The organism is Vibrio sp. 10N.261.52.A1, from assembly GCF_002876325.1.
GTDB lineage: Bacteria > Pseudomonadota > Gammaproteobacteria > Enterobacterales > Vibrionaceae > Vibrio > Vibrio chagasii.
In genome coordinates, this window is record NZ_MCYD01000731.1 from 1,584 (window position 1) to 1,890 (window position 307).

1 protein-coding gene is annotated in these 307 nt (G+C 54.1%); it reads left to right on the forward strand.

The genetic code is table 11. The features are described 5' to 3' along the window. Positions 1-307: DNA topoisomerase (locus BCT81_RS14935; protein WP_241908212.1), on the forward strand; the 307-nt coding region annotated here is incomplete at both ends.

Below are 307 nucleotides of genomic sequence, written 5' to 3' on the forward strand. Positions count from 1 at the left end.
TTTGATACCAAACGGCAAAAAGCCAAACACCCTGCGCTGTTTTTTTTGGGTTCTCTGCAGAAGGCCATGTCGGCTCAGTTCGGTTACACCGCGCAGCAAGTGCTCGATACGGCGCAAGCCTTGTATGAAAAGCACAAGCTGACCACCTATCCGCGTACCGATTGCGCGTTCTTGCCGGTGAGTCAGCAGGGCGAAGTGACTCAAATTTTGAGGACGCTGGGTCAGACCTCAGAGTTCGCATCGATGTGCCAGGGCGCGGACGGGGCAATAAGCAGCGCGTGTTGGAACGATAAAAAAGTGGCGCAAA